A 23,764-nucleotide genomic window follows, 5' to 3' on the forward strand; every position below is an offset into this window, starting at 1 on the left:
TCCTTCTTTCTCTCAATAGTTTCCTAGCATTGTTTGCGTCTTGAAACCCTCTAATTTGAGTGCTTGTTCACTCAAAACTGGATAAAAGACATTGAAATGTGCAAATTCTATTTGGTTAAGTCCTCGATCGATTAGTATTCGTCAGCTGCACATGTCGCCACGCTTCCACCCCGAACCTATCTACCTCATCGTCTTTGAGGGATCTTACTTACTTGCGTAATGGGAAATCTCATCTTGAGGGGGGCTTCGTGCTTAGATGCTTTCAGCACTTATCCCGTCCACACATAGCTACCCAGCGATGCTCTTGGCAGAACAACTGGTACACCAGCGGTGTGTCCATCCCGGTCCTCTCGTACTAAGGACAGCTCCTCTCAAATTTCCTACGCCCACGACGGATAGGGACCGAACTGTCTCACGACGTTCTGAACCCAGCTCGCGTACCGCTTTAATGGGCGAACAGCCCAACCCTTGGGACCGACTACAGCCCCAGGATGCGATGAGCCGACATCGAGGTGCCAAACCTCCCCGTCGATGTGGACTCTTGGGGGAGATAAGCCTGTTATCCCCGGGGTAGCTTTTATCCGTTGAGCGATGGCCCTTCCATGCGGAACCACCGGATCACTAAGCCCGTCTTTCGACCCTGCTCGACTTGTAGGTCTCGCAGTCAAGCTCCCTTCTGCCTTTACACTCTTCGAATGATTTCCAACCATTCTGAGGGAACCTTTGGGCGCCTCCGTTACACTTTAGGAGGCGACCGCCCCAGTCAAACTACCCGCCTGACACTGTCTCCTACCCGGGTTACGGGTATGGGTTAGAATTTCAATACAACCAGGGCAGTATCCCACCGACGCCTCCTCCGAAGCTGGCGCTCCGGGCTCTAAGGCTCCTGCCTATCCTGTACAAGTTGCACCAAAATTCAATATCAAGCTATAGTAAAGCTCCACGGGGTCTTTCCGTCCTGTCGCGGGTAACCTGCATCTTCACAGGTACTATAATTTCACCGAGTCTCTCGTTGAGACAGTGCCCAGATCGTTACGCCTTTCGTGCGGGTCGGAACTTACCCGACAAGGAATTTCGCTACCTTAGGACCGTTATAGTTACGGCCGCCGTTTACTGGGGCTTCAATTCGCACCTTCGCTTGCGCTAAGCACTCCTCTTAACCTTCCAGCACCGGGCAGGCGTCAGCCCCTATACTTCACCTTACGGTTTTGCAGAGACCTGTGTTTTTGCTAAACAGTCGCCTGGGCCTATTCACTGCGGCTCTTCTAGGCTATACACCCAAAAGAGCACCCCTTCTCCCGAAGTTACGGGGTCATTTTGCCGAGTTCCTTAACGAGAGTTCTCTCGCTCACCTTAGGATTCTCTCCTCGACTACCTGTGTCGGTTTGCGGTACGGGCACCTATCACCTCGCTAGAGGCTTTTCTTGGCAGTGTGAAATCAGGAACTTCGGACTAAGTCCTCGCCATCACAGCTCAATGTTACAGAGTGCGGATTTGCCTACACTCACACCTCACTGCTTGGACATGCATAACCAACAGCATGCTTACCCTATCCTTCTGCGTCCCCCCATTGCTCAAACGGTGGTTTGGTGGTACAGGAATATCAACCTGTTGTCCATCGTCTACGCCTATCGGCCTCGACTTAGGTCCCGACTAACCCTGAGCGGACGAGCCTTCCTCAGGAAACCTTAGTCATACGGTGGATGGGATTCTCACCCATCTTTCGCTACTCATACCGGCATTCTCACTTCTAAGCGCTCCACCAGTCCTTCCGGTCTGACTTCAACGCCCTTAGAACGCTCTCCTACCACTGATACCATAGGTATCAATCCACAGCTTCGGTGATTTGTTTAGCCCCGATACATTTTCGGCGCAGCGTCACTCGACCAGTGAGCTATTACGCACTCTTTAAATGATGGCTGCTTCTAAGCCAACATCCTGGTTGTCTAAGCAACGCCACATCCTTTTCCACTTAACAAATACTTTGGGACCTTAGCTGGTGGTCTGGGCTGTTTCCCTCTTGACTACGGATCTTATCACTCGCAGTCTGACTCCCAAACATAAATCATTGGCATTCGGAGTTTGTCTGAATTCGGTAACCCGGGATGGGCCCCTAGTCCAAACAGTGCTCTACCTCCAAGATTCTAACGTTTGAGGCTAGCCCTAAAGCTATTTCGGAGAGAACCAGCTATCTCCAGGTTCGATTGGAATTTCTCCGCTACCCACACCTCATCCCCGCACTTTTCAACGTGCGTGGGTTCGGACCTCCAGTAAGTGTTACCTTACCTTCATCCTGGACATGGGTAGATCACCTGGTTTCGGGTCTACGACCACATACTCATTCGCCCTATTCAGACTCGCTTTCGCTGCGGCTCCGTCTTCTCAACTTAACCTTGCATGTAATCGTAACTCGCCGGTTCATTCTACAAAAGGCACGCCATCACCCATTAACGGGCTCTGACTACTTGTAGGCACGCGGTTTCAGGATCTATTTCACTCCCCTTCCGGGGTGCTTTTCACCTTTCCCTCACGGTACTGGTTCACTATCGGTCACTAGGTAGTATTTAGCCTTGGGAGATGGTCCTCCCAGATTCCGACGGAATTTCACGTGTTCCGCCGTACTCAGGATACACTCAAGAGAGAATGAACTTTTGACTACGGGGCTTTTACCCTATCCTGCGGACCTTTCCAGATCGCTTCGTCTAACTCATTCCTTTGTAACTCTATGTAGAGTGTCCTACAACCCCAAGAGGCAAGCCTCTTGGTTTGGGCTATTCCCGTTTCGCTCGCCGCTACTCAGGGAATCGATTTTTCTTTCTCTTCCTCCAGGTACTTAGATGTTTCAGTTCCCTGGGTGTGCCACAGATACGCTATGTATTCACGTAAATGTACTGCTCCATTACGAACAGTGGGTTTCCCCATTCGGAAATCTCCGGATCAAAGCTCACTTACAGCTCCCCGAAGCATATCGGTGTTAGTGCCGTCCTTCTTCGGCTCCTAGTGCCAAGGCATTCACCGCGCGCCCTTATTAACTTAACCTAATTTGGTCCTCCGTGAAAACACGGACTTCCTATAGTAGTTAAAAATACTACGCAAAATATAATCACAAAAGTGATTACAAATTGAATTTCTTGAATTTGTTTCTTTCAATGTCTTTTTATCCAGTTTTCAAAGAACAAGTTTTCAAATGCTCATAAAAATGAACATTCAAAACTGAACTGCAAAACGTTAAGATACAGATAAAAATCTGTATTCCGATATTATCCTTAGAAAGGAGGTGATCCAGCCGCACCTTCCGATACGGCTACCTTGTTACGACTTCACCCCAATCATCTGTCCCACCTTCGGCGGCTGGCTCCCGTAAGGGTTACCCCACCGACTTCGGGTGTTACAAACTCTCGTGGTGTGACGGGCGGTGTGTACAAGGCCCGGGAACGTATTCACCGTGGCATGCTGATCCACGATTACTAGCGATTCCGGCTTCATGTAGGCGAGTTGCAGCCTACAATCCGAACTGAGAACGGTTTTATGGGATTAGCTCACCCTCGCGGGGTTGCGACCCTCTGTACCGTCCATTGTAGCACGTGTGTAGCCCAGGTCATAAGGGGCATGATGATTTGACGTCATCCCCACCTTCCTCCGGTTTATCACCGGCAGTCACCTTAGAGTGCCCAACTAAATGCTGGCAACTAAGATCAAGGGTTGCGCTCGTTGCGGGACTTAACCCAACATCTCACGACACGAGCTGACGACAACCATGCACCACCTGTCACCGCTGTCCCCGAAGGGAAAGATCTATCTCTAGAACGGTCAGCGGGATGTCAAGACCTGGTAAGGTTCTTCGCGTTGCTTCGAATTAAACCACATGCTCCACCGCTTGTGCGGGCCCCCGTCAATTCCTTTGAGTTTCAGTCTTGCGACCGTACTCCCCAGGCGGAGTGCTTAATGCGTTAGCTGCAGCACTAAGGGGCGGAAACCCCCTAACACTTAGCACTCATCGTTTACGGCGTGGACTACCAGGGTATCTAATCCTGTTTGCTCCCCACGCTTTCGCGCCTCAGCGTCAGTTACAGACCAGAAAGCCGCCTTCGCCACTGGTGTTCCTCCAAATCTCTACGCATTTCACCGCTACACTTGGAATTCCGCTTTCCTCTTCTGTACTCAAGTCCCCCAGTTTCCAATGACCTTCCACGGTTGAGCCGTGGGATTTCACATCAGACTTAAAGGACCGCCTGCGCGCGCTTTACGCCCAATAATTCCGGACAACGCTTGCCACCTACGTATTACCGCGGCTGCTGGCACGTAGTTAGCCGTGGCTTTCTAATGAGGTACCGTCAAGGTACGAGCAGTTACTCTCGTACTTGTTCTTCCCTCACAACAGAGTTTTACGATCCGAAAACCTTCTTCACTCACGCGGCATTGCTCCATCAGACTTTCGTCCATTGTGGAAGATTCCCTACTGCTGCCTCCCGTAGGAGTCTGGGCCGTGTCTCAGTCCCAGTGTGGCCGATCACCCTCTCAGGTCGGCTACGCATCGTCGCCTTGGTGAGCCGTTACCTCACCAACTAGCTAATGCGCCGCGGGCCCATCCTGTAGTGACAGCCGAAACCGTCTTTTAACATTTCCCCATGTGAGGAAATGGATTATTCGGTATTAGCCCCGGTTTCCCGGAGTTATCCCAATCTACAGGGCAGGTTGCCCACGTGTTACTCACCCGTCCGCCGCTAAATCAGAAGAAGCAAGCTTCTTCGTCATTCGCTCGACTTGCATGTATTAGGCATGCCGCCAGCGTTCGTCCTGAGCCAGGATCAAACTCTCCATAATAGAGAACTTAAAAAGCTCATTTTGTTTTGCTGGCATCATCATTAAATGATGTCCAAATTATTTTACTATCAAGCTAACCGGAGTTAGTCTTTCAAGCTATATTTCTTAACGTTTTGCATGTTCAGTTTTCAATGTTCATGTTGTTTATGTTGCCGTGTTGTTTTGGCGACTTCTGTATCTTAACACCCTTTTCTATCCATCGTCAACACCTAAATTAATAAAAAGGTCTAAATAAATAATAACACTTTATTCGGACAAGTTCAACTTTTCACTAAGATTAATGGTTTACGCCATTGGATTACCGTCGTTATTGGCTTATAGAGCATTAGATAACTACTATACACTCCTTGCTTAGATATGCATTTTTTTAATAGAACGCAAAAAGAGACCCTCTTAGGTCTCTTTCTTCTATATATATAAACTTTAATTTATTTATAAAAATATAAAATAACAAAGGAACACTATCCATAAACCGTACATAATAGGATGTACTTCTTTAATTCGTCCAGCAACGATCATAGTAATTGGATAGAATAAGAATCCAATTGCTATACCAGTTGCAATAGAATACGTTAATGGCATTGCGATAATTACGAAAAATGCTGGAACAGCAGTTTCAAATTTAGTCCATTCAATGTTTCCTAAAGAAGAAACCATCAAGACCCCAACTATTATTAACGCCGGTGCTGTTACATTCGAAGTGATTACACTTAATACAGGGTAGAAGAATAATGATAATAGCATTAATACACCTGTGACTACTGCCGCAAAACCGGAACGTGCACCAGCTGCAACACCTGCAGTTGATTCAACATAAGAAGTAGTGGTTGATGTACCTGCAATTGCACCAGTTACAGTGGCAATTGAATCTGCAAGCAATGCTTTACCTGCTCTTGGTAATTTTCCTTCTTTCATTAAACCTGCTTGATTTGCTACAGAAATTAATGTTCCAGCAGTATCAAAGAAATCTACAAACAAGAAAGTAAGAACTACAACTAAGAATTGTGTTGTTAATAGTGAGCTAGGATTATTAACAATTGCATCAAAAGCTGCTCCGAATGTTGGAGCCATACTTGGTACACTTCCAACAATCCCCTTTGGTAATGGAACTAAACTGAAAGCCATACCAATGATTGCAGTAATTAACATACCATAGAAGATACCGCCTTTAATACCTTTTACCATCATGATTACTGTAAGTACAAGACCGAAAATTGTTAATAATACATGAGGATTCCCTAAATCCCCTAGTCCAACTATAACCGCATCATTACTAACGATAATTTTAGAATTTTGAAGACCAAGGAATGTAATAAACAAGCCTATACCAGCACCGACTGCATATTTCAACTCATTTGGAATTGCATTAATAATTGTTTCACGTATTCCAGACAACGATAGAATAATAAAGATAATTCCTGAACATAAAACTCCTGTCAATGCAACTTGCCAAGGAATTCCATAAGTTAATACAACTGTGTAAGCAAAGAATGCATTCAATCCCATACCTGGTGCTAGCGCTATTGGATATCTTGCAAGTATCCCCATCATAAGTGAACCAACTGCTGAAGCAATCGCAGTAGCTGTAAATATCGATCCTTTATCCATATACATAAAATCTGGTAAACCCGGAACAGTCTCTAAAGATAAAGTCATTGGGTTTACTACTAGGATGTACGCCATAGCTAAAAACGTTGTTAAACCACCAATAATTTCACGGCGATAGTTCGTACCTAGTTCTTCAAATCGAAAATACTTTTTCATGTTGTCCTCCATTTTTGTCCCTATAACGAAAGAAAAGCATACGACCAGTAAAACGGTCGTATGCTTAAATATCTCCAATAAGTGATAAAAAAATACTTTTCACTCATCGTAGTCGAATCATTTACGGTGATTCGGTAGAGACTTTTGGGCCTTATTCCCAACGTTATACGACGACATAATTAAATTATGTAAGTAATATAACACTGTTTTTTTTGAAAATCAATACTATTTCCGAACATTTTATTACTTAACCAAGAAAATGTTCGCCTTTATAACTATTCCTACTCAATCGCTGCTGGTGGTTTACTCGTAATATCATACAGTACACTCGTCAACCATTGATATATAAGGGTTTTATACTTTTTTTCAAAACAGAAAAATCCGTTCAAATAATGTATTTCTTGTCCTCAATTGTAGCTTGTGAACCCCCTGTTTAAAACGTTATTATTTGGGGTAATGGCTATGTCGTTTCAATGTCAAAATCAATTAGTGAGGAATGGATACCTGATGACAAGTTCTTTGTCACCGAATCTGAAATTTAGGAGAATAATAAACTCTATCTTCAATTGAAAAAAAGAATTTCTAATAAGAAAAACATAGGGAGATTTTAGTCTTCCTATGTTTTCATTCATATTATTTATCTGTTAGTTTTTGCTTTTTTTCTCAAATACTCCGCACGTATTTTTTCAAGTTGCTGCTTTTTATCAAATTTGGCAGGCTTGTGTTTTTCATGATACTTTGCCACAGCCACCTGACCTTTTGTATCCAATGTATATTTCCCCACTTTGTTCACCTACTTTTCTTGTCTTTAAAGAGAATCTATTCAACAAATATAATATACCTTATTTTACTGAAGTATACCTTTTTACTTTATTAGTGTACTGCCTAACCTTGCATATATCAGTAAAAACTTAGTAAAATAATTCATAGCCAAAGGGTATTCATTATACTTATCTTTACGACCTTAAATTTGCTGATTCATTATTAAGTCATCAATCAAGTCGCTAATTTTAACTAAAACAAAAAACCTCTTTTAGTTATTTGTTATAAATAACTAAAAGAGAGTTTAATTTTTGAAATATAAATAGTTGTACGTTAGACATTGATATGACTGCGTTATAACCTGTTTAGTTTATATTACTGAACAGTCCTATTCCCACTCAATCGTTGCTGGTGGTTTACTCGTAATATCATACAGTACGCGGTTGATGTGAGGTACTTCGTTTACAAGACGGATACTTACTTTTTCAAGTACATCCCATGGAATACGTGCCCAGTCAGAAGTCATACCATCAATAGAAGTAACAGCACGAATACCAATTGCATAGTCATATGTGCGAGTGTCGCCCATTACACCAACGCTACGAATATCCGGAAGTACAGTGAAGTATTGCCAAATATCACGTTCTAAACCAGCTTTTGCGATTTCTTCACGAAGAATTGCATCTGATTCACGAACGATTTCTAGTTTTTCTTCCGTAACTTCACCAAGTACACGAATACCTAAACCAGGACCTGGGAAAGGTTGACGCCAAACAATCGCTTCATCCATACCAAGTTCTAAACCAAGGGCACGTACTTCGTCTTTAAATAATGTTTTTAAAGGTTCGATTAACTTGAATTGCATATCTTCCGGTAGTCCACCTACATTATGGTGAGATTTAATTGTTTGAGCAGTAGCAGTACCGGACTCAATAATATCTGTGTAAAGAGTACCTTGGGCTAAGAAATCCATACCATCTAGCTTAGACGCCTCTTCATCAAACACGTAAATGAATTCATTACCGATAATTTTACGTTTCTGTTCTGGATCTGAAACTCCAGCTAGTTTATTCATAAAGCGCTCACGTGCATCAATTTTAATAACTTTCATGTTAAAACCTTCAGTGAAAGTCTTCATAACTTGTGCAACTTCGCCTTTACGGTTTAAGTTATGATCAACAAACATACAAGTTAATTGGTCGCCAATAGCTTTATGAATTAGAACAGCAACTACAGAAGAATCTACTCCGCCGCTAAGTGCACATAGTACTTTTTTGTCGCCGACTTGTTCCCTAATTTTTTGGATTTCCATTTCGATGAAGCTCTCCATTGTCCAGTCACCTGTTGCATGACAAACGTCAAATACGAATTGACGTAGTAACTCGATCCCGTAAACAGAGTGTCTTACTTCTGGGTGGAATTGAACTGCGTAGAATTTCTTCGTTTCATTTGCCATTGCAGCTACTTCACATGAAGGACTAGTTGCGATTACTTCAAAACCTTCAGGTGCAACTGTTACATGGTCTCCGTGACTCATCCAAACAACTTGATCAGTCGGAAGTTGTCCAAATAAAGCGGTAGCATTTTTTATATTAATTTCTGCTTTTCCGTACTCTCTATGAGCAGCTTTTTCCACTTTCCCTCCAAAATGTTGAGACATTAACTGCATGCCATAACAAATCCCTAGAATTGGGATACCCATTTCATAAATTGCTGGGTCAATATGAAAAGCATTTTCATCATATACAGAATTGGGACCACCAGAGAAAATAATTCCAGTAGCGTTCATTTTCTTTAAATCTTCTGCACTCACTGTATGAGGGTGTAGTTCACTGTATACTCCAAATTCACGTATACGACGTGTGATCAATTGGTTATATTGGCTTCCGAAATCTAGAACGACAATTTTTTCTTGTTCTTTCAACAATGGAGTTAAAGACATTAGCATACACCTCTTCTTTTAAGTAATCCAAATTTGCTTCTCTGTACTAGATAAGATGAAAAAAACGCGTCAGAAAGCTAATCCTCTCTTAACGCGTTAATGTTCTCTATATAAAAAGGTGAATGCAAATGTCAAAAAAAGACATGACTGCATTCACCTTCATAGTCAAGTTATTATCGGTAACTTGGTAGAGACATCCGAACCATATCATCGGACATATACGAGGGCAATTTGGTCAATTTAATTTGACTTCAGTTTACAGGTTATCGAGCCTAAAATCAACCGCTGAGCTGATTGATTAAATTTTCCCAACTTTCCCTCATTTGCTTATAATCTATAGACTCTCGATTGCCTCCGTAGATTCCTTTTTCATAAAAACTTGTTAGCTTCTTCATATGGTTCCCACCAAAATCTGTATCAACCTTTTTCGCATAAGCGGATAAAGTTTGCCCTTGTTCTCTTGCAAGCCCATATAAATTAAGTTGCTTCAATAATTGAAGATACATTTTCTCAAACGTCTCCCAATCATCTTTTCGCATCCGATAAACAGGAATTAACACTTTAGAGATCCACTTTCTTCTATATTGATAAGCTATTAAGCTAAAAACGAACACCCCAACGAGCGTCCAAATAATCCCTACTTTTCGGTCGGACACCCATTTTGCCACATTACTTAGTACTTCTGTAAATCCTTTAGAAACATCTGCTTTTTCTGTCTTCGGCTTTTCCTTTACAGGTTGCTTTTGCACTGGAGGAACCGGAGTATTAGTATCCGAAGTTCCCGTATTTAAATCATATTCTAAGTTTGCACTGTTGGAAAAACCAATTGTTGGTTCAAAATACATCCAACCTACTCCTGGAAAATATGCTTCCACCCATGAATGTGCGTCATTATTCGTCACTTTAAAAACAGGAATACTATCCCCTTTTTGAACATTTTCTCCAGAAGCAAAACCTTTCACCCATCGTGAGGGTATGCCAAGGGTTCTTAGCATGACAACCATCGAAGTCGAGAAGTTATCACAATACCCCATTTTCGTATCAAATAAAAACTGATCCACATAATCCGTATTCCCTTTTGGAACTGCTGCTAACATTTGATCATAGCGAAATCCATTTCTGCTAAAATATCGTTCAATCGCTTTTACTTTTTCATATAAACTATCTCTGTTTTCTGTAATTGAAATCGCTAAATCACTTACTCTTGTAGGTAGTTTTTCCGGTAACTGTAAGTATCGGTCAAACTCACTTGTTAGTCCAGTCAGACTTTCAATTGTAGTTCCGCGAAGCGCCTTTAAACTGTAAACAGGTTCACTGTATGAAGGTTCATAATAATCAAGCGATATCGTACTTCCATCTAAAAAGGTGGAGATTTTTTGATTTGTTTTATTCAGAGAAAGTGTCACCGGTTCAGTATGCACAGATTTTATTCCATAAGGTTGCATGATAAAATCGAATTCTTGCGCCATCGTAATATTGGCAACAGCTTCCTTGTCCTCATTACCAGGCATTATATCCGAAGTGATAGGTTCTCCTATTTCATAATTAGTAATTTGGGGATCGATTTCTGATTGGATCCACCCTTTGGTAGTGTACGTATCTTTCGTTTCAACTTTCCAATATTGCTTTCTTGGAACGGTCGCATAAAATACTGGAGTGTCATCACTGAGAAAAGCCCCACCTAATTTTTCATCGTTTTCTCCATAACCAACTTTACTAATAATATTTGCTCCACCTTTTTTTCCTTCTGTTGCAGTAGGACTAGTAGAAGTAAGAAAGGGAACAGGATCCGGCCAACTAGGACCTGCTTTAGGCAACGCATATGCGATAACTCCACTTACAGCAATTAACCCAAAAAGACTGGCAACCATACCTAGTAAAAATTTCCCGTTTATTTGTACTTTGTTTTCACTCATAACCTTTTGTGCAAATAACAAACCACTGAGCATAAATCCAGCCACTAATACAATAACGATACTTTTCTCCCCATTGTAAGGACTAAAAGTATCTAAAATAGTAATAAATAAAACTGTTAATAAAAAGAACAGCATGACATTTTTTCTTACACGTATCCAGTAGTTCAATAAATAAGTAGTCATCCACAATAATATAAAAAACAATAAGGTACGAAATGCATCGGTCACCTCTAGCCAATCCTGGGACATTAACGCATTTAAATTTCCCCATAACATATTCAGTAAATAGAAAATAGAGTCCTTAGAGAAAAAAGCTAAATCTGTATAGAGATAAATAAGTACCCAGCTAATAAATACAACTTTTGCAGGTATGACAATTCTCCAACTTACCTTCATAAAATAAAATAGAAAGGAAATTACTAAAAATAAACAAAATACTTTTAAATAATCTGTGTCCGTTAACTCAATGACAGGTTTTAGCCATTCTACAATTAAAATATAAACAAAAATGTAAATTATAAAGGACAAAAATGATTTTGGTGTGTCTTTTATCATGAGCGATTCACCTCCAAAAATGCTTGGGCAAACCGTTCCTTCGTTATTATTTGTATATTAAATCCCCTACTTGCAGCATATTGATGGAACGCAATTTCATCTTGAGTTAACTTCAGATCCTTTTGCTTTACAAGAAAACAAGTACATACACGTAAATTAGTTGCCGTTTTTTGAATACTTTCTATCCATTCATATGAAATTTTACTAGTTAAATATAAAAGTGAGGTTACTTGCGCAAGTGATGAATCATTTACTATTACTTGCTCAATTGGTTTCTTCAAATCTGCTTGTACCTTAGTTAAATGGTACAACACACGATGAAGCTGCTCCTCATTTTGTACCGTGGGGATATATAACCTTGTTTCACCAATCGAAAGGAATGCACTAAGCGAATGATTTCGCACAATTGCTTGCATTATCGATGCTGTCAGGTCCACAATATCCTCAAACAATGGAGAAGGACTACGATCCATTAATATAAATAAATCCTGCGATTGTCGATCTTCAAATTCTTTCGTCTTTAATGTTTGTGTTCGCGCAAATGATTTCCAATGAATCCAAGAAACACGGTCCCCAGGTTGATAAGCCCGTACGCCTGTTGCCATAGAGGTATCTTTCATCGTTTGAATTCTTGATGCAGTAGCCCCTTGGTCATACCTAGTTTCTATTGGTATATAAACCATTTCAGTCAAATTAGGAAACACTAAAATTGTTTTCTTACTCGGAATAAACGCTTCTTTCCATACCCAACCGAACAAATCACTCACGCGCATAATGACCCCTTCTAGTTCATGCTCGCCGCGAGGAATATGTTCAATTTCATAAGTCCATTTAAATTCTTTTCTCCATCCCCAAAATGTTATTTGCTTCGAAGTTGTTTGTAGTAAATTTTTACTGACCTTTTCTTCAAATGAAGTATACATAAGTGGAAAGCGATTGTTTCTTTTCACATGAATAGTCGCCGAAAACCTACCACCACTGAATACTTGGCGTGTTTCAATTGTTCTTTCCACTTCTAGCTTCGATATAGAATAAAAGAACAATAGGAATGAATAAGCAGACAGAGGAATGACTAAGTAAAAAAGAAACCAGCTAACAAATCCTCCTTGAAACATTGCATAGATAAAAGCAGAAACTAGAAGGAGTATCACACCAAAAACGCCTTTTAGATGCTTTAAACCTTTTCTCATTGAATTACTTTCCTCTTAATGGGTACAGGCGTCTTTTTGACAATTCGAGAAAGAACTTCTTCCGTAGATATGCCATCATATCGGGCTTCAGGTCTTAATATAATTCGATGACAAAATACAAATGGCACCAAATATTGAATATCGTCGGGCGTCACATAGTCTCTACCTCGAAGGATAGCAAAGGCTTGAGCAGCTCTCATTAAAGCAATAGATCCGCGGGGACTTACCCCAAGATAAATATATGTATCCACTCTTGTTCGACTGGCAAGATCTACAATATACCCTTTCATCGTGTAATCTACCTTGACATCTTTCACTTTCTTCTGAAGATCAATTAACTCTTCTAATGAAACAACTGCTTCTAACTCATCGATTGGCATTCTTTTTTCTAAACTATTCAATATTTCTATTTCTTCACTTGGATGAGGATAACCCATTTTTAACTTCATTAAAAAACGGTCCAATTGTGCTTCAGGAAGTGGATATGTACCTTCATGCTCAATAGGATTTTGCGTAGCCATAACAAAAAATGGTTTAGGGATTGGCATTGTGATCCCGTCAATCGTAACAGACGCTTCTTCCATTCCTTCAAGTAATGCAGATTGTGTTTTCGGTGAAGTACGATTTATCTCATCTGCAAGCACAATATTCCCTAAAATGGGACCTGGTCTAAATTCAAATTCCATTTCTTTTGGGTTATATATAGAGACTCCCACTACATCAGATGGCAATAAATCGGGAGTAAATTGGATTCGTTTAAAATTAGCTCCAATCGATTTCGCTAGAGCACGAACCATCATTGTTTTTCCTACTCCCGGTACATCCTCTAAGAGTACATGCCCATCTGCTAGCAACGCGACTACTGCAAGCTCTGCGATGTTTTTCTTTCCAATCATCACTTTTTCTATATTAGAAATAATGGATTGAATTTGTAATTGTTCAGTCATATGATTTCCCCCGACATCTACTATTGATAGATTAGTTTGAAAATTAATGCAATACATAATTAGCATACCGAAAGTTACAATATAATACAAATAGAAATGTGCCAGGTGTCCTTTCAGTGCATCTTGTCTTCTCTATTTCCAGAGAGCCTTGGACGAAACATTTGCTACACTTTTACCGGGGGAATTTTTGTGTATGGAGAAGTGACTGCGTCACTTCTCCATACACTTTTTTCGGTAATCTTGTGGCGGATGTTTGTCCGTCGACCTCTTGAAATATGTAGAGACATGGTGCATTAAATTTGGTTAATGAGAGAAAAAATCCTTTCCTATTCTTTTAAAAGCAGACGAAGATGCAATTTTGTCCGCTCTGTGCTTCTTTATCAATGGATACTATCTATTTTTCTCAAATTCCACAGGATTACTAGTATTATTAAGATTAAATGCTCAACTAAAAAGTAAAAAACTGTCATAGAGCGACTAATTGTAGAGTGAAAGCTACAGATTCTACACTGAAAGCAACCAATTTTATCGTGAAAGCAACCATTTCTCTATGTAAAGAGTTAACTTTATGTGAGATGCACAAATTAGTGTTAGACAGTCCTATGAAACTAAAAACACAATGAACACGGTAGTTTATATACTTTCTAAAAAAAGTCGAGCCATCTCCTGAGAGACAGCTCGACTTCCTTTTATTATTTCCAAAAGTTATCAAAAACGGTAATAGGCATATGTCGCTTGTGCATAGAGCGAGTGTAAAGCAATTCTATCTTTTCTTGCGCTTCTTTAGAAACGTCTTTGCCTTCTAAATAATTATCAATTTCCTCATATGTAACACCAAGTGCAACTTCGTCAGGAAGAGCAGGTTTATTTTCTTCCAAATCGGCAGTTGGAACCTTCAAATATAAATGCTCCGGGCAGCCTAGATGCTGAAGTAATTGCTTTCCTTGTCTTTTATTCAAACGGAAGATCGGCATTAAATCTGCACCACCATCGCCGAATTTAGTATAAAAACCAGTAACCGCTTCCGCTGCATGGTCCGTTCCTAACACAACACCATTGTACATTGCTGCAATCGAATATTGTGCTTTCATTCGTTCTCTTGCTTTTTCATTTCCTTTAGCAAAATCTGAAAGTGTAATTCCCGCATTCAGAAGCGCTAGTGTACTTGCATCCACTGCCTCTTTAATGTTAATCGTAAGCCTTTTGGACGGTTGCATAAAATTTAGTGCATCTTGACGCTCTCCTTCATCAAACTGCACTCCGTAAGGTAAGCTCACTGCGATAAAAGCATACGTATCTGCTCCTGCTTCACTGTTTAATTCATCAACCGCAAGTTGAGCCAGTTTCCCAACTAAAGTGGAATCTTGCCCTCCTGAAATGCCTAACACCATGCTTTTTAAAAACGGATTCTTTTTTAAATATGTCTTCATAAAATCAATACTTTTACGAATTTCTTCTTCTACATCGATGGTGGGCATTGCTTTAAGTGCATCAATAATTTCTTGTTGCTTTGTAGTCATTTTTATTGACCTCCATTGTGCGCAATAAGATTATGTTCCATTTCTTTTATTTCTTGAATATTACGCATTTTATTGTCCCAACATTTTTGACTTAAATCGACTGGGTATTCCTCTGGATTAAGTGAACGTTTGTATTCATCCCATAATAATTCTAAGTTCTCATGGGCATAATTTCGCATTTCTTCTAGAGAAGGGTTCTTATAAATAATTTCCCCATTTTCAATTACTTTTACATGCAGATCTTTCGCCTCAAAGTTCGTCACAAATTTTGATACAAAGGTGTGAACTGGATGAAACATTTTTAAGCGTTTTTCATGCGTAGGATCTTCATCATACATCGTGATGTAATCCCCTTCTGCTTTGCCATTTACCTTATCGATAATTCGAAACAGTTTCTTTTGTCCAGGAGTAGTCACTTTTTCCGTAGTAGAAGAAATTTTAATCGTATCTTCCATTACGCCCGCTTCATTTTCAATAGAAACGAGTTTGTATACTGCTCCAAGTGCCGGTTGGTCATACGCCGTAATGAGTTTCGTACCAATACCCCAACTATCTACTTTTGCCCCTTGTGCTTTTAAGTTTAAAATCGTATATTCATCTAAATCATTGGAAACGACGATTTTCGCATCTGTAAAACCAGCTTGATCTAGCATCTTTCTTGCTTCTTTTGAAAGGAAGGAAATATCCCCTGAATCTAGTCGAATTCCTATAAAGTTTATCTTATCACCAAGCTCTTTAGCCACTTTAATAGCAGTAGGAACACCAGTTTTTAACGTATTGTACGTATCCACTAAAAAGACGCAATCTCTATGACGTTTTGCATACGAATGAAATGCTTCATATTCACTTTTATATGCTTGTACAAGTGAATGCGCATGTGTGCCGGCAACTGGAATACCAAACATTTTACCTGCTCTAACGTTACTAGTAGCTTCGATTCCACCAATATATGCCGCACGGGTCCCCCAAACAGCTGCATCCATTTCATGCGCTCGTCTAGAACCAAATTCCATCGCAATCTCGTCTTTCACTACCTGTTTAATACGCGATCCTTTTGTAGCAATTAGTGTTTGATAATTTACGATATTTAATAATGCAGTTTCTACTAGTTGCGCTTCTGCCAACGTGGATTCAATTCTAATGATAGGCTCATTTGGAAACACGAGTTCTCCTTCAACCATAGAATACACATTACCAGTAAAACGAAGTGTGCGTAAGTAATCGATAAAATCTTCTTTGTATCCAATATCATTATGTAAATATTCCAAATCGCTTTCCGTAAAATGGAACTCTCTTAAATAATCAAGACATCTTTCAAGTCCTGCAAAAATACCGTAACCATTACCAAATGGAAGCTTACGGAAGAATAGTTCAAAAACTGCTTTTCTCTCATGCATATTATCAGCCCAATAAGCTTCTGCCATGTTAATTTGATATAAATCGGTATGTAAAGCTAAACTGTCGTCTGGATAATCTCTTTTCATAAGTATCCCCTTCTCCATAACTATTGCAATAAGTATACACTATTTACCCTTTTACTTGGACATTTAAGCATCAAGAAACCAGCCATCAAAACGAAGGCTGGTTTCAGTGTAAGAGTATTTTACTTACCTAGTGGCGAAATCACAGTCACAACATAGTCAGCAACTGCCTGCATCTCTTCCGTAGTCAAAGTCTCTTTAAAAGATGGCATACCATTCTTACCATTTGTTATGCGTTCAATTACTGCCTCTTTACTTACAGCTATCTCACTTTTTTGCAGGTTTGGACCATTGTGACCATTTGCACCTTGATTCCCGTGACAAGCTAAACAGTTCGCATCGTATAAAGTAATTCCTTTATCAATGTTTGCGCTAACTGTACTATCTCCTACAGTTGTAGTATCTCCACCTCCTCGTTTAGCTGAAGCATCAATTATTTGCCCCTCTGGCAAAGCTCCACCTAATTTAAACGTATATACTTTATCACCATGTATAGAACCTGCAAGGGCATTACCTGCAGCATAGATAGCGATGTATTGCTCTCCATCAATTTCATAAGTTATAGATGGAGCGTTAGCACCTGCATCCATTTTATACTCCCATACTTCATCTCCCGTTTTTGCATTAAATGCAATTAGTCGACCATCATTATGTCCAACAAATACAAGATTTCCTGCAGTCGTTAGAACACCACTATAGGCAAGTGTATCCCATTTTTTTTGCCATGCTATTTTATTGGTTTTTACATCAATTGCAGTAACTGTTCCTCTGGTTGGAGCATTTGATACTGGTTGCATAATACTACCAACATACATAGATCCTTCTTCAAATGCCTCATCCTCCTGTCTAGCAAATGACATGTAGTGATCATTACCTAATACATAAAAATACTCGGTATCAGGATTGTATGCGGAAGGTGGCCAGTTTGCCCCTCCAAATGGACCAGGTTTCAGAGTAATTGGTACATCCCAAAACGGAGTGAATATACTACCAGTTTCTCCTGTAAATTCAGGTCCTAAATCATTTTTCACATCTTCTTCCATTATCGTTTGCGGAACAAAAGCATCTCCTATTGGAAATGGTTGTGTTGCAGCTGTTTTTTGCTCTGCCAATTGTGGAACTGGCTTTTCTTCGATTCCTACTAGCGGAGTTCCATCTGTACGGTCTAAGAAATAGACCCAACCAGTTTTACCCGCTTGCCCTAAACCTTTCCGCATTTTGCCATCCATTTCTACATCGTAAAGTACAACTGGATTTGTAGGATCCATATCCCATATATCATGGTGTACTTCTTGGAAGTGCCATACGTAATCCCCATTCTCTGCATTCAAGGCCACTATGGAGTTAGCATATAAATTGTCCCCTTCACGATTACTACCGTCTAAGTCAGGAGCAGTATTTCCAGTTGCAAAATAAATGTAACCCAACTCGGGGTCAACTGCTGGTGTATTCCATACCGGCCCCCCTCCTGTTAACCAAGCATTATTATCTGTTGGCCATGTATCACCATCCATATCAGCTGGACCAGGAATTGTATAGAAACGCCATACTTCACGACCTAAGTCTGAGTCATAGGCCATCACTCGACCACGGATCCCATATTCTCCCCCAGAAACGCCCGTGTAAACATTACCGTTATAGTAAAGCGGAGCACTCGTAACTGTGTAGCCTTCTTCCCATTCTGCTACTTTTGTTTCCCATAATAATTCTCCAGTTTTTTGGTCTAGTGCGATTAAACGAGCATCTAATAATCCCGCATATACTTTACCGTCGCCAACTGCGACACCACGTGATGTCCAACCACAACATACTGTATCCATTTCTTGTACAATATTAGGTGTATAAGCCCAAATCTGTTCCCCAGTTTTGGCGTCCAGAGCGAAAATTTCATTTGCACCCGTAGTAATAAACATGACGCCGTCTACTACGATTGGTGTAGCCTCTCCAGAATATTTCCCCTCTGAACCCGATCCTAGACTACTTACCCATGTTGGTTTTAAATCCCCAATGGTTTCTGACGTAATTTGACTGAGCATAGAATAACGTCTGTTGTAGTAATCTCCCCCATGAGTACCCCATTCAGTCGATGCAAAGTCTAAAGTAGAGAGCTTAGGTCCAACCTCCTCCTCTACTTTGGAGTCTATTACAGATTCTTTTACTGTTATGGTGCTGTACTCTGGTACTTTTTCCTCCTTATCCACTACGATATAAATCATCAAAATTCCTACAAGTGCAATGATAAAAACAATATAGATTTTTGCCCATACGGATAACTTTTTATTTCTCATCTTTTCCCCCCTTAAAACTATGGAAATATACCTAGTTTTTTCAACATTCTTACTACTTTAAGTTTATGTTTCGAATTCAGAATAAATGTTATCGCTCTCATTTTTATAAATACAAAAAAACTGTTCAAGAATTGTAGCTCTTGAACAGATTTTGCTAATCTAAAATTATTTTGTTAAGTCTTTACAACCTTCTAAAATCAAATCAAAGAGTTCTTCAATATCTGATTCTTCTACACATGAGAATGCAACGCGGATATCTGTTTTATTGCTGGCAATAACGCCAACTCCGTATTCATCTAGTAAATGAAGTCTTAGCGTTTCTGCATCTACATCATTTAGTTTCAAGCACATGAAGTAACCAGAGTTAAATGGATAGTAAGTCCAATAAGGAGCAAATTTTTCATTTGCAAGCACCTGTTTTGTTTTCACTGCTCTGCCTTTCATAATTTGGAACTTCTCTTCTTTTTCTGTTTGGAATTCAGGGGACTTTAAAGATTCCAAAATAATTGTTTGCGAAATATGAGAACTACTAGAGATAGTTCCACGAATGATACCTTTTGTTTTTTGCTCTAATGCATCTAATACATCTGGAGTTGCAGCGTAAGTAATGAAACCAACACGTAATCCCCATACATAATTTTCTTTTGTAGCGCCGTCTATTTTCACAGGTAAAATATTTGGATGAACTCCTGCTAATAAACCAAACAATGATTCCTTAATCGAATTTTCATAGAATAATCCAAAATACGCATCATCTAATAACACGATTAATTTTGTGCCTGCTTCAGCAACATCTTTTAATACTTGAACAATTGCTTCTGCATCTTCGATAGATGGCGTAAAGCCAGTAGGATTGTTCGGGAAGTTTAATAAAACAATTGCTTTCTCTTGTTGTTTCGCTAGTGTCTCGCGGAATGCTTCTACATGGAAACCACCATTTTCATTGAACAATGGGAAAGTCTCTACGCGTCCGCCTCTTCTAATTTGAAATACAGTATTGTAGTTTCCCCAATATTGCTCTGGCGTAATAAGCACGTCACCAGGATTCATAAACAAATCTGCTGCAATACTTAAACCATGCGTTAACGCACTCGTTACGATTGGTGTTCCAATGGATTTGTTTTGCATAGATGGATTATCGACTAATAATTTTTCTTTCCATTTTAAACGAAGTTCTTCTTTTCCTTGAGGAGCCGCATAAGGATAAATATCTTTCGGATCATATCCTAGTTTATCTTGTATATGACGGAAATGCATCGGTTCGCCGTTTTCTGTAGCAATACCAATTGTTGCGTTGAAGCGATGCGCTTTTTTTCCAGCTTCCGCACTTTGGCTTAAAATTCCTTTTGGATAATATAAATTCTTTCCTAAATCGGATAACATATCGTAAATTGCCGAATTTTCTTTTTGCATTTTTTCATTTAATTGTAAGGCTAAAGCATTCATCTATAAGAACCTCCAGAATAGTTGATTTAAAGATATTGTACTCTATTTCATAAAAGGATTATACCTTTTGGGATAATATATTGAATACTTCACGAGCTTGTCACTACTTTAGTTCCAAGATAACTGGACAATGATCACTGCCAAGTATATGCGCATCAATGGAAGCATTCTTTAAAATAGGTGCAAGTTGTTCGGAAGCTATAAAGTAATCGATTCTCCATCCAATATTCCGCTCTCTCACTTTATTCATATACGACCACCATGAATAGGCTCCCTCTTGCTCGGGATAAAAATACCGGAAAGTATCTACAAATCCTTCAGCTAATAAATCCGTCATTTTACCACGTTCCTCTAGCGTAAAACCAGAGTTTCCTCTATTAGAATTAGCATTTTTCAAATCTATGTCTGCGTGCGCTACATTTAAGTCTCCACACATAATAACAGGCTTCACGTCTTCCAGTTGTTTCAAATAAACGCGCATCTCATCTTCCCACTCAAGTCTGTAGGGTAGCCGTGCTAAATCACGTTTTGCATTTGGCGTATAGACATTGACTAAATAAAATCCTTCGAATTCGAGCGTAATGATTCTACCCTCGTCCTCCGTCTCCAAATCACCTACGCCATATTTTACCGAAATCGGCTTCACTCTCGTAAACACAGCGGTTCCAGAATACCCCTTCTTCAATGCATAATTCCAGTACTGTTCATATCCATCTAACTCTAGCTCAATTTGTCCTTCCTGCAACTTCGTCTCTTGTAAGCAAAAAATATCAGCATTCACTTCATTGAAATAATCTAAAAATCCTTTTTTCACACATGCTCGCAAACCATTCACGTTCCAAGAAACTAGTTTCATATGTATTCCTCCAAGTATAAAAACCCGATCACTTGACCGGGCTATCTTCTATTATTATAAGGCTAAAATCGTATGCATGCAAAATAGCTCTTAATAACTTCTAAACTTAACTAGACGATATACAAACATGTCTTATTTCAAATTTCACTACTATTTATAAAAACATGACTCCATTTTTAAGAGTCACGTTTTCTATTTCTTCTTAGCCATCTTGAATAATGAATATATTCCAATTGCAACAAAAGCAACCACAACCATTACGATCAATGAGATAGCTATAAAAACGAACATACTCATAGATAACATCTCCTTCAAATATCTATTTTCTAAGTTTAAACTATTTCGGAAAACAAATTGTTTATAACTTATTGAGAATTCTGTATATTACATCAAAGAAAAGGTGAACGATTTTACATTAAATAGCTACCGAGAAAAATGATAACTTAAAACAATATAAGTAGTGGACAAATTAAGATACTTTTTCGAATTCTCAAGAGGTTTTATGAGCTACGATTGGGTTTTCCTGAGATACGCCCGGTATTTTATGAGATACACCAAGATTTTCTGAGATTCCTACCTCCAAAAGTAGAAATACCTCACTTTCCATTATTCTAGAAAGTGAGGCAAGCTATTAATATGGTTCTGCTTCATTACTCTTTTCTATTGCTTCTTTAGGTGCATCGTCGCCGTTTCGATTGCCTAGAGGCTTATTGGTCGACCCATCTTTTTTAGCATGCGCTAGACCTTCCCGTAGGTGTAGACCATAATCTGTATCTGCTTCTTCTGCTAGTACGATCATTTTTTCTTGAATCCTTTTATCACAATTAGCTAGGTCATTTACAAGGTTTGCAATGAGTTCGGTTTTTTCCCATTGTTCAAAATTTCGGTAAGTTTCTCCGGCTTGCTTAGTGTTATTTTGTCTATCGATGGATTGTCGCACTAAGTTTCCTTTAATCATTGGTGTATACTCTTCGCCAAGTTGCTCTGCTTCTTGGAGACCATCTAATATAGAGGGTTCGTAATTGATATGCGGATTTTGAAAAGGGCCCCTGTCCAGTCTATATGCCATTTGTCCGCCAGATTGATTGGTTGCTACACGTTTTTTTGGTGCATTAATTGGTAACTGTAAATAATTTGCTCCTACACGATGCCTTTGTGTATCAGAATATGAAAAGGTACGACCTTGCAACATTTTATCATCTGAGAAATCCAGGCCATCTACTAATACGCCTGTTCCAAATGCAACTTGCTCCACTTCCATAAAATAATCTTCTGGATTTCTGTTCAACACCATTTTCCCCACTGCCATCCACGGAAATTGATCTTCTGGCCAAAGTTTCGTATCGTCAAGCGGATCGAAATCCAGTTCTGGGTGATCATCGTCACTCATTATTTGAACAAGAAGCTCCCACTCTGGAAAATCTCCTTTTTCAATCGCATCATATAAATCCTGTGTCGCATGATTAAAATTTTTCCCTTGTATTTCTTCGGCTTCTTTTTGTGTTAAGTTCCGAATGCCTTGCTTCGGTTGCCAATGGTATTTTACTAGCACTGCTTTTCCATGTTTATTTACCCATTTGTACGTATTCACGCCGGAACCTTGCATCATTCGATAGTTTGCAGGTATACCCCAAGGAGAATAAATAAACGTTACCATATGAAATGATTCTGGAGAACTTGCACAAAAATCGAAAAACCGCTCGGAATCTTGAATATTGGTAACCGGATCTGGTTTAAAAGCATGAATCATATCTGGAAATTTTATCGCATCTCGAATAAAGAAAATTTTTAAGTTGTTCCCAACTAGATCCCAGTTTCCATCCTCTGTGTAAAACTTCACGGCAAATCCACGTGGATCTCTTAATGTTTCAGGCGAATGTCCTCCGTGAATAACAGAAGAAAAACGAACGAAAACAGGGGTCTGTTTCCCTTTTACTTGAAACAATTTTGCGCGCGTATATTTGGAAATATCTTCATCACCAGCCGCTCCGTATGCTTCGAAATAACCGTGTGCCCCTGCACCTCGGGCATGCACAACACGTTCAGGAATTCGTTCTCTATCAAAATGGCTAATTTTTTCGATGAAATCATAATTTTCAAGTGTAGCAGGTCCCCGGTTACCGATGGTTCTTATATTTTGATTATTCGTGATTGGATGGCCTTGCCTATTTGTTAACGTATCCTCGTTTTCCACATTTGTTTCATGGCTGGATTGGTCTTTTGTCACTTTTTATCCTCCTAAACCGTATAAAGAATTTTCACTCCTCTATATA

12 protein-coding genes, 2 rRNA genes and 2 riboswitches are annotated in these 23,764 nt (G+C 39.6%); all 14 genes read right to left on the reverse strand.

Annotation, left to right across the window (positions count from 1 at the left end; translation table 11 throughout):
* Nucleotides 1-111: 111 nt before the first annotated feature.
* Nucleotides 112-3,039 (reverse strand): 23S ribosomal RNA (locus PB01_RS16450).
* Between the two features lie 231 nt (nt 3,040-3,270).
* A 16S ribosomal RNA gene (locus tag PB01_RS16455) occupies nt 3,271-4,824 on the reverse strand.
* Together the 16S and 23S rRNA genes form the textbook arrangement of a ribosomal RNA operon.
* Before the next feature lie 432 nt (nt 4,825-5,256).
* On the reverse strand, nt 5,257-6,588 hold the full coding sequence (locus PB01_RS16460; protein ID WP_151701190.1) for an NCS2 family permease: 1,332 nt from the start codon (nt 6,586-6,588) through the stop codon (nt 5,257-5,259).
* An 89-nt stretch (nt 6,589-6,677) separates the two neighbouring features.
* Nucleotides 6,678-6,779: riboswitch (purine riboswitch) on the reverse strand.
* A 446-nt stretch (nt 6,780-7,225) separates the two neighbouring features.
* Nucleotides 7,226-7,357, reverse strand: a complete 132-nt coding sequence (locus PB01_RS21680; protein ID WP_264158187.1) for a hypothetical protein — start codon at nt 7,355-7,357, stop codon at nt 7,226-7,228.
* Nucleotides 7,358-7,738: 381 nt separating this feature from the next.
* A complete protein-coding gene (gene guaA, locus PB01_RS16465) occupies nt 7,739-9,292 on the reverse strand; it encodes a glutamine-hydrolyzing GMP synthase (protein ID WP_151701191.1) in 1,554 nt (517 codons plus the stop codon).
* Between the two features lie 142 nt (nt 9,293-9,434).
* Nucleotides 9,435-9,536: riboswitch (purine riboswitch) on the reverse strand.
* 34 nt (nt 9,537-9,570) lie between these two features.
* Nucleotides 9,571-11,763 (reverse strand): transglutaminase-like domain-containing protein, encoded by a 2,193-nt coding sequence (locus PB01_RS16470; protein ID WP_151701192.1) that lies wholly within the window; start codon nt 11,761-11,763, stop codon nt 9,571-9,573.
* Complete coding sequence (locus tag PB01_RS16475) at nt 11,760-12,953, reverse strand: DUF58 domain-containing protein (protein WP_151701193.1); 1,194 nt, start codon at nt 12,951-12,953, stop codon at nt 11,760-11,762. Before PB01_RS16475 ends, PB01_RS16470 begins: the two co-directional genes overlap by 4 nt.
* Entirely contained in the window at nt 12,950-13,900 is a 951-nt protein-coding gene (locus PB01_RS16480; protein ID WP_151701194.1) for an AAA family ATPase, read from the reverse strand. The genes PB01_RS16475 and PB01_RS16480 overlap by 4 nt, the downstream gene beginning before the upstream one ends.
* A gap of 692 nt (nt 13,901-14,592) precedes the next feature.
* Entirely contained in the window at nt 14,593-15,420 is an 828-nt protein-coding gene (gene nadE / locus PB01_RS16485) for an NAD(+) synthase (protein WP_151701195.1), read from the reverse strand.
* A 2-nt stretch (nt 15,421-15,422) separates the two neighbouring features.
* On the reverse strand, nt 15,423-16,904 hold the full coding sequence (locus PB01_RS16490; protein ID WP_151701196.1) for a nicotinate phosphoribosyltransferase: 1,482 nt from the start codon (nt 16,902-16,904) through the stop codon (nt 15,423-15,425).
* Between the two features lie 119 nt (nt 16,905-17,023).
* A complete protein-coding gene (locus PB01_RS16495) occupies nt 17,024-19,189 on the reverse strand; it encodes an outer membrane protein assembly factor BamB family protein (protein ID WP_151701197.1) in 2,166 nt (721 codons plus the stop codon).
* A gap of 165 nt (nt 19,190-19,354) precedes the next feature.
* Nucleotides 19,355-20,635 (reverse strand): aminotransferase class I/II-fold pyridoxal phosphate-dependent enzyme, encoded by a 1,281-nt coding sequence (locus tag PB01_RS16500; RefSeq protein ID WP_151701198.1) that lies wholly within the window; start codon nt 20,633-20,635, stop codon nt 19,355-19,357.
* Nucleotides 20,636-20,738: 103 nt separating this feature from the next.
* Nucleotides 20,739-21,491: an exodeoxyribonuclease III gene (locus PB01_RS16505; RefSeq protein ID WP_151701199.1), complete on the reverse strand. Its 753-nt coding sequence runs from the start codon at nt 21,489-21,491 to the stop codon at nt 20,739-20,741.
* Nucleotides 21,492-22,122: 631 nt separating this feature from the next.
* A complete protein-coding gene (locus PB01_RS16510) occupies nt 22,123-23,718 on the reverse strand; it encodes a catalase (protein ID WP_151701200.1) in 1,596 nt (531 codons plus the stop codon).
* Between the last annotated feature and the right edge of the window lie 46 nt (nt 23,719-23,764).

Source organism: Psychrobacillus glaciei, from assembly GCF_008973485.1.
GTDB classification, from domain to species: domain Bacteria; phylum Bacillota; class Bacilli; order Bacillales_A; family Planococcaceae; genus Psychrobacillus; species Psychrobacillus glaciei.